The following is a 7,053-nucleotide window of genomic DNA, read 5'->3' as shown; positions in this document are numbered from 1 at the left end:
GGTGAGTGTGCCGGAGTTCCGGGTCTACAGCTGGGCCTTCGAGGAGCTGCGGGAGTGCGATGAGCGGGCGGTGAGCCGCCAGATCGCCGACCACTACGGCTTCCCGGTCACCGACATCCCCGCCGACGACGCCTGGCCGCTCTCCACGCAGCCGCGTGCAACCCTGGACGTGGACGCCCCGCCGATGTTCGGCCACTACGCGCTGCTGGAACGCGCCTGCGCCATGGCGAGCGCTCATGAAACCGGCCTCATCCTCTCTGGCGACCGGGGCGACCTGGTATCCGGTATGGGGATCTTCGACCTGCCGTGGTTGCTCTGGCATGGTCGCTGGATCGCGCTGCTGAGAGAGCTCCACGCGCTGGCCGAGTGGCGCGGGACTTCCTTGACGCGCATGGCTCGCCGAGAGCTGGTCTCGCCCGTTCTGGCTCGATGGACACCGGCGCCCATCCGCGCCCGCAGACGCCGCAGGCGCGCCGCATCGATGGCCGCTGCCCCGGCCACCCCGCGCTGGATCTCACCGCAGCTCGCCCGCCTTCTCCCCGGCGAAGCATCGATGGACGATCACGACCTACGCCGTTGGCCGAGTCGGGCTGCCGCCGAGCGCTATCAGTCGATCTTCACCGAGCTCCACCTGCGTTCCGTGGTGGACTCAGGCCGCCTGCACGCCCGCTTCCACCAGACCTTTGCCGACCCCTGGAGCGATCGCAGGATCGCGGAATTCGCCGTCGCCATTCCCCAGCGTGTTCTCAACACCGGCTTCGAGGACAAGCGCCTCACCCGTCGAGTGGTGGTGGGGATGATCCCGGACGCCGCTCGCCTCGCGATGCGCAAGACCGTGCCCCTTCCGCTCTACGACCGGGGGATTCGAGAACGTGCTCGCGAGACCATCGAGGAGCTGCTGAGCGACAGCGAGCTTGCCAGAAGGGGGTGGGTCGACGACCGCACCCTCCGCGATCACTATCGAGCAATCGTCGCGGGAGGTCGGGACGATGGTTACCTCTGGTACACCCTCTCGCTCGAGCTCTGGCTGCGCGCCTTCTGGCCTTCTTATGCCCCGACCCTGCTAGCTACGGGAGGAGGTGCGACGTGAGCCGCGGAGGAACGGCATCGGTTCGCGGTCAGATTCTCCGCTTCGTCGGCGCGGTCCACACTGCTGCGCCCCGCGAGCTGGTGGCGATGCTGTTGCTCACGGTCGCGGGAAGCCTCACCGAGGGCGTAGGCGTGGTGCTGCTCGTCCCGCTGCTCTCTCTGGCCGGGGTAGAGCTGGGAGAGGGGGCGCTGGGGAGCATCGGGTCCGGGGTCTCGGACAGTCTGGCGTTCTTGGGCGTGGAGACGACTCTCCCCGCCATCCTCATCGTATTCGTGCTGTTGATGGCGGGCCGTGCCCTGCTGCGCTATGCCGAGGGCATGGCGGGAACGCGCCTGACTGAACGGTTCATCCGCTACCTCAGGCAGCGCCTCTACGCCGCGGTGGCACGCAGCGAGTGGAGGCTTTTCAGCCGTCGCCGCGCCGCGGATGTGACCCACGCGATGGTCGAGGAAATGGCTCGCGCCGGCGCCGGCATTCACAACCTGATGCGGTTGTCGACCCAGGCCGCAGTCGCGGCGGTCTTTCTCGTCCTTTCCCTGGCGATCTCCCCCGTAGTCACCGTTGTCGCCGGAACGTGCGGGGTTGTGCTGGTCCTGCTGCTACGCCGCTGGAACGCGCGTGCTCGGGCGTCGGGAGATGCCGTGAGCGCCACCCACAATGTGATGTTCGCCACGTTGGACGAGCATCTTGCCTCGCTCAAGCTGGCCAAGGCTTACGGTGCCGAGGACGGGAACATCGACCACTTCGCCCGCGTGCTCGGGGACATCTCCGGAGCGGTCAACGTCACCGTGCGGAATCATCAGATCTACGGTGCCCTGTTCTCGGTCGGCTCGTCCGCCACGCTTGCGCTCCTGGTCTATGTAGCCATCGAAGTCCTAGGTGTCTCCGGGGCAACGCTGCTGGTGGTCCTCTTCCTCTTCTCGCGGATCGTTCCACGCTTCGCGACCGTCCAGTCGAGCTACCAGAGCTTCCTCAACGTGCTGCCGGGCTTCATCCGCGCAATGGACCTCATCGGAAGCTGCGAGGCAGAGGGGGAGCCGAAAGGAAGCGCCGTGTCCATTCCGCCGCTGGAGAAAGGGATTCGGTTCCTGAAGGTGGGCTTCAGCTACGACGGTACGAGGACCCTCGAGCCGATTCAGGAACTGGACATCTGGGTGCCGGCGCGACAACTCACCGCGGTGGTAGGTCCATCTGGCGCGGGGAAGAGCACTTTTGCCGACCTCATGATCGGCCTTCTCGTTCCGACACGCGGAACCATCCTGGTGGATGACGAAGTGCTCGGCCCCGATCGCCTTCGCGCCTGGCGGAGCCAGATCGGCTACGTTCCGCAGGATGCCTTCCTCTTTCACGATACCATCCGGGCGAACCTCCTCTGGGCGCGCCCCGACGCAACCGAAGCGATGCTGTGGGATGCGCTCCGCGCCGCTGCTGCGGCCGAGTTCGTCGGGCGGGCGCCACGGGGGTTGGACACAGTGGTGGGCGATCGCGGCGTGCTCCTGTCGGGCGGCGAGCGCCAGCGGCTGGCACTCGCCCGGGCGCTGCTGCGCGAACCCCGAGTCCTCGTGCTGGACGAGGCGACCAGCGCGCTGGACGCCCCCAACGAGGAGGTGATTCGGGCGGCACTCGCCCGGTTGCGTGGGCAGATCACCATTGTCCTGATCTCGCACCGTCTCACCAGTGTTCGCGACGCCGACCAGATCTACGTGCTGGAGGATGGCCGCGCGGTCGAGAAGGGAACGTGGAGGGAGTTGCTGGACCGGGAGGATGGCCGTTTCCGGGAGCTCTGCCGGGCGCAGGGCCTTCTCGGGGCGGCGGTGACCAGCGCGAGCTGAGCGCATCAGGTCGGCTGCGGAGGAGCAACAACCTGTTTGATCGTTCTTGCGTCAACCGGCCCACAGCTCGATCTGCCGTCGCTGTGGAGACATCTCAGAATCCGCTGGAGAGCGGCCTCGTAGGCATCCCTGGCCCTAAAACGCTCGGGCGAAGACCGCGCGATTTTTAGGCATACCCGCTGCCAGAGCAGGGTTAGCTACACGCTCTCCGCCGCCGGATCCCCCGGTGGGCGGGTCATCACCCCCTGCTCACGGAGGTCTACGTGGAGAAGGAGAAGAAACCTTACAGCAAGCCGGAGATCGAAGACTGGGGAGCCGTTACGGATCTCACCGCCACGGGCCGGACGCATCCCGGGGCAGACGCCAAAGCTGGGTCTGCTGCCTCCCGCGGTCGGTGAGACGCTGGGTCAGTCCCCGATCCGTCCGTGACAGGCGGATCGGGCATGCCGGGCGGCCTGCAAGGCGGTGCCGTGCCGTAAGAGCGGTGTCTGGAGGCGGAGCATGAGGGTACGGCGCGCGATCCGCCGATTCCGCTCGCTGCCGGGTCGTGAGAAGCGACTCGTGTTGCAGGCGATGGCCCAAGTGCTCGTCGTGCGGGCAACGCTGCGAGTGCTTCCGTTCGCGCTGGCCGTGGGTCTCCTCAATCGATGGATGGGGTTTCGCGTGCGGAAACCCCATCCGCCGGAGCGAGTCGAAGCCTCAGTGGCAGCGATCGAGCGCGTTGCTCGCGGTCTCTTTCCTCGAAATCCCTGTCTGACGAGCGCCGTGGCCGCCCACCTCCTCCTCCGGAGAAACGGGGAGCCGGCCACGCTGCGTATCGGTATCCGCCGGGGCAGCGAGGATCGCCTGGAGGCGCACGCCTGGGTGGAGCTGCACGGAAGGATCGTCGTCGGAGGAGCCGATTCGCCCTCGTCGTACGTGGCCCTACCGGCGCTCACCGCATCCGACGGGCTCGCACGCGGGTGAGGTAACGGTGCCAAATGAACGTTCGGAAGGAGGCTCAGGCATGCCCGCTGAAGGCGTGAGAGCATTGGGCGCGGACGATCGAATCCAGACGGTGCCGCGGCAGGTCTCCGCGGAAGTCCATGGAGAGACCGTGATTCTGCAGGTGGAGACCGGTCGCTACTATGGGCTGGACGAGGTCGGGAGCCGCGTCTGGAACATGCTCGACCAACCCCGGACTCCGCGCGAGATCGCTGACCGCCTCGTGGAGGAGTTCGACGTCGATCGCGAACGGTGCGAGGCAGACCTGGACGACCTGCTTCGCGGCTTTCTGGAACGGAAGCTGATCCAGTTCGTCGACCAGTAACGTCGACTCGGTTGCAGGGCCACGCTGGATCCCACCATCTGCGGTATCCCGCGGGGGCTCCGTCGGTGCTACGGAGCCCTTTCCATCGGTGCCCGCCTCCTTCCCTGAAGATCGTCATGGAGCTCATCGATCCCGACCTTCGCCTGTCGAGGGCGCCTGATCTGACGCTCGAGCTCGGCTCGGACAACCAGGTCAGCGTCGTCCGCGATGGCGATGTCATCCCCTGCGGCGTACGCGGTCTAGCCGTGCTGGATGCGTTCTACCGCCCCACCACGATGCGGGAAGCGATCGCCACGCTCAGTCCCATCGTGGCTGGCAAACTCGACCTCGCGGACGTGATCACCACCATCGTACGGATGCGTCAGCATGGTGTGCTGGTCGCGGAGGGAGAGAGTCGCGGAACGATCAAGCGCGGATCGGGCACGTTCGACACTGCTCCGATTCACGTGAAGATGCTGAACGACAGCCTGCGCGTTCAGCGTTACTTCGAGGGATTGCGCCGGGTGGTGAGGCCAAGCGACGTCGTTGTGGACATCGGCACAGGGACGGGCGTGCTGGCAATTGCGGCGGCTATGGCGGGCGCCCGGCACGTCTATGCCATCGAGGCGAGCGGTATCGGGCGCCTGGCGAAAGAGGTGTTCGAAGCCAACGGCCTGGGGGACCGCATCACGCTGGTCCCGGGATGGTCGACGCAGGTCGACCTTCCCGAGCGGGCCGACGTCCTGGTCAGCGAGATCATCGGAAACGAGCCCCTCGGCGAGCACGTGATCGAGGTGACCCGTGATGCCATCGCTCGCCATCTGGTGCCCGACGCCCGCCTCATCCCGTCGCGGGTGCGAGTCATGGGGCTGGCCGTCACGATCCCACCCGAGGAGCTTGCCCGCCGGACATTCACACAGGAAGCCGCCGAGGCGTGGAAGGCGAGCTATAACATCTCTTTCCAGCCGCTCGTGCAATCGGCGCGGGACAGTTCCACCGTATTCTTCGTGAAGCCGCACCGAGCCCGGAGCTGGCCGGTCGTGGCTGAGCCCGTGGAGCTGGCGGACCTGGACCTTCGAGGCATTCGCAACCCGGTCTTTTCCCACACCGCGACAGGTGTCGTCACGCGCACCGGCGTGTTCAACGGCGTGATCATCTACTTCGACCTCGAGCTCGGCCCCGACGTCTGGATGTCGACCCATCCTGCGCAGGCCGACGAGAGTTGCAGCTGGCGGCTCATGGTGGAGTGCCTGCCGACCCCGCACGCAGTTACCCCCGGAGACCGGTTCTCCATCACCTACGCTCGGGAAGGCGCCCGTGGCGATACCAGCGTGAGGGTGCTCTTCTGAGGTCGGTGATCCGGACCGCTCGCCAACGAACACGCGCGGGTACGCCCGTCCGCGGGCGCAGGCCGAGCACGCCCCTGCGGACCATCAGGAGCCCTCATCCTCGCATTGGCGGACTCAGTGCACTGGCAGGAAGAAGAAGGCGATCCCGAGAATCACATAGACGGCGAGTAGCTGCACCCCTTCCATCCAGTGCGACTCGCCGTCGTGCGCGATGAAGGCCATGATGCCGGCCGAGAGAACCACCGACAGGACCTCGAAGGGAGTGAAGAGCAGGTCCATCGGCCGCGGGCCAATTAAGTAGCTGAGGAAGACGAGTAACGGCGCCACGAAGAGCGCAATCTGGATGGACGAGCCGACCGCGATGTTCACCGCGGCGTCCATGCGGTTCTTCGCCGCCATCAACACCGCGGTACTGTGCTCCGCGGCGTTGCCGATGATCGCCACCAGGATCACCCCGACGAAGATCTCGCTCCATCCGAACGATTCGGCCGTCACTTCCGCGGCGGCAACAAGCAACTCCGCCATCAGCGCCACGCCGGCGGTCGCGACCAGCAGCAGCCCGATGGCTCTCCCGACCGAGCTTTCCAGCCCGGCCTCTTCCATGCCGTGGTGACCCGCGTCGCCGGTATAGAGGTGCCGATGCGTGCGTAGGGTGAAGAGCAGGCTAAGGATGTAGGTCGCCATCAGCACGATGGCAATCTCCAGGCTCAGCTCCTGCTCGTGCGGGACGATCGCGATCGCCTCCTGACCCCCCGATGCGGCCACGGGAGTCGACGTCGCGCCCGCGTAGTGGAAGATCGCCGGCACCACCAGCCCGATCGCGCTCAGGACGAGCAGGGTTCCGCCCAGGCTTGCCGCAGTGCGGTTGAAGGTCTGCGACGGGAACCGGGCACCCCCGATCAGCGCGCTCAAGCCGAAGACGAGCAGGACGTTGCCGATGATCGAGCCGGTGATCGACGCCTTCACCAGGTCGTAGAGACCGGCGTGGAGGGCGATGCCAGCGATGATCAGCTCCGCCGCATTGCCGAAAGTCGCGTTCAGCAGCCCTCCCACCCCTTCGCCCAGCCTCTCTGCGAGTTGTTCGGTGGCGCGCCCCATCAGACCGGCGAGCGGAATGATCGCCAGCGCCGACGTGGCAAAGACCGCTACCGCCCCTGCGTGCACCACGTGCTCCAGCACCAGAGCCACCGGAGCGAAGATCAGCAGCCAGTTGAGCAGGTTCTCGAACGCGAATAGGCGCTTCATCCTCATCGGCGGATTGGGGCGGCGAGATTCGGGTTGATCTGAACGGGGTGGCCACCGGCTGAACGAGGCTTCGGACGCTGTCGCACGTCTCCCCGGCGCGGCCCGCGCGTCAGGACCGGAGCCGGCTTGCCTCATGGAATGTGCCGCGTAGATACCGACGCGCCTGCCTGCTGGTCAATCCCGACTGCACTCGTTACCTTGAGCGACCACGCCGCCGGAGCCGTCGATCCGGCGATTCTCGCGTGCGCC

At 66.6% G+C, this 7,053-nt stretch carries 6 protein-coding genes; 5 read left to right on the top strand and 1 reads right to left on the bottom strand.

What is annotated here, in order from left to right:
• The 5 genes from VF167_01815 to VF167_01795 form a co-directional block, all read left to right on the top strand.
• Window positions 1–1,090: asparagine synthase-related protein (locus tag VF167_01815; GenBank protein HEX6924139.1), on the top strand; the 1,090-nt coding region annotated here is incomplete at its 5' end.
• A complete protein-coding gene (locus VF167_01810; GenBank protein ID HEX6924138.1) occupies window positions 1,087–2,922 on the top strand; it encodes an ABC transporter ATP-binding protein in 1,836 nt (611 codons plus the stop codon). The genes VF167_01815 and VF167_01810, both read left to right, overlap by 4 nt.
• Before the next feature lie 501 nt (window positions 2,923–3,423).
• On the top strand, window positions 3,424–3,888 hold the full coding sequence (locus VF167_01805) for a lasso peptide biosynthesis B2 protein (GenBank protein HEX6924137.1): 465 nt from the start codon (window positions 3,424–3,426) through the stop codon (window positions 3,886–3,888).
• A gap of 40 nt (window positions 3,889–3,928) precedes the next feature.
• Window positions 3,929–4,231 carry a PqqD family protein gene (locus tag VF167_01800; protein HEX6924136.1) on the top strand — a complete coding sequence of 101 codons (303 nt, stop codon included), beginning with the start codon at window positions 3,929–3,931 and terminating at the stop codon, window positions 4,229–4,231.
• Between the two features lie 116 nt (window positions 4,232–4,347).
• Entirely contained in the window at window positions 4,348–5,559 is a 1,212-nt protein-coding gene (locus VF167_01795) for a 50S ribosomal protein L11 methyltransferase (protein ID HEX6924135.1), read from the top strand.
• A gap of 114 nt (window positions 5,560–5,673) precedes the next feature.
• On the opposite strand, the gene cax is transcribed toward VF167_01795, so the two are convergent.
• The gene (gene cax, locus VF167_01790) at window positions 5,674–6,804 is read right to left on the bottom strand and encodes a calcium/proton exchanger (GenBank protein ID HEX6924134.1); all 1,131 of its coding nucleotides are present in this window, start codon (window positions 6,802–6,804) and stop codon (window positions 5,674–5,676) included.
• Between the last annotated feature and the right edge of the window lie 249 nt (window positions 6,805–7,053).

The sequence above is a fragment of the Longimicrobiaceae bacterium genome, from assembly GCA_036375715.1.
Taxonomy (GTDB): domain Bacteria; phylum Gemmatimonadota; class Gemmatimonadetes; order Longimicrobiales; family Longimicrobiaceae; genus DASVBS01.
The sequence above is the reverse complement of the archived record's forward strand: the minus strand, read 5'-3'. Positions and strand labels throughout refer to the sequence as shown.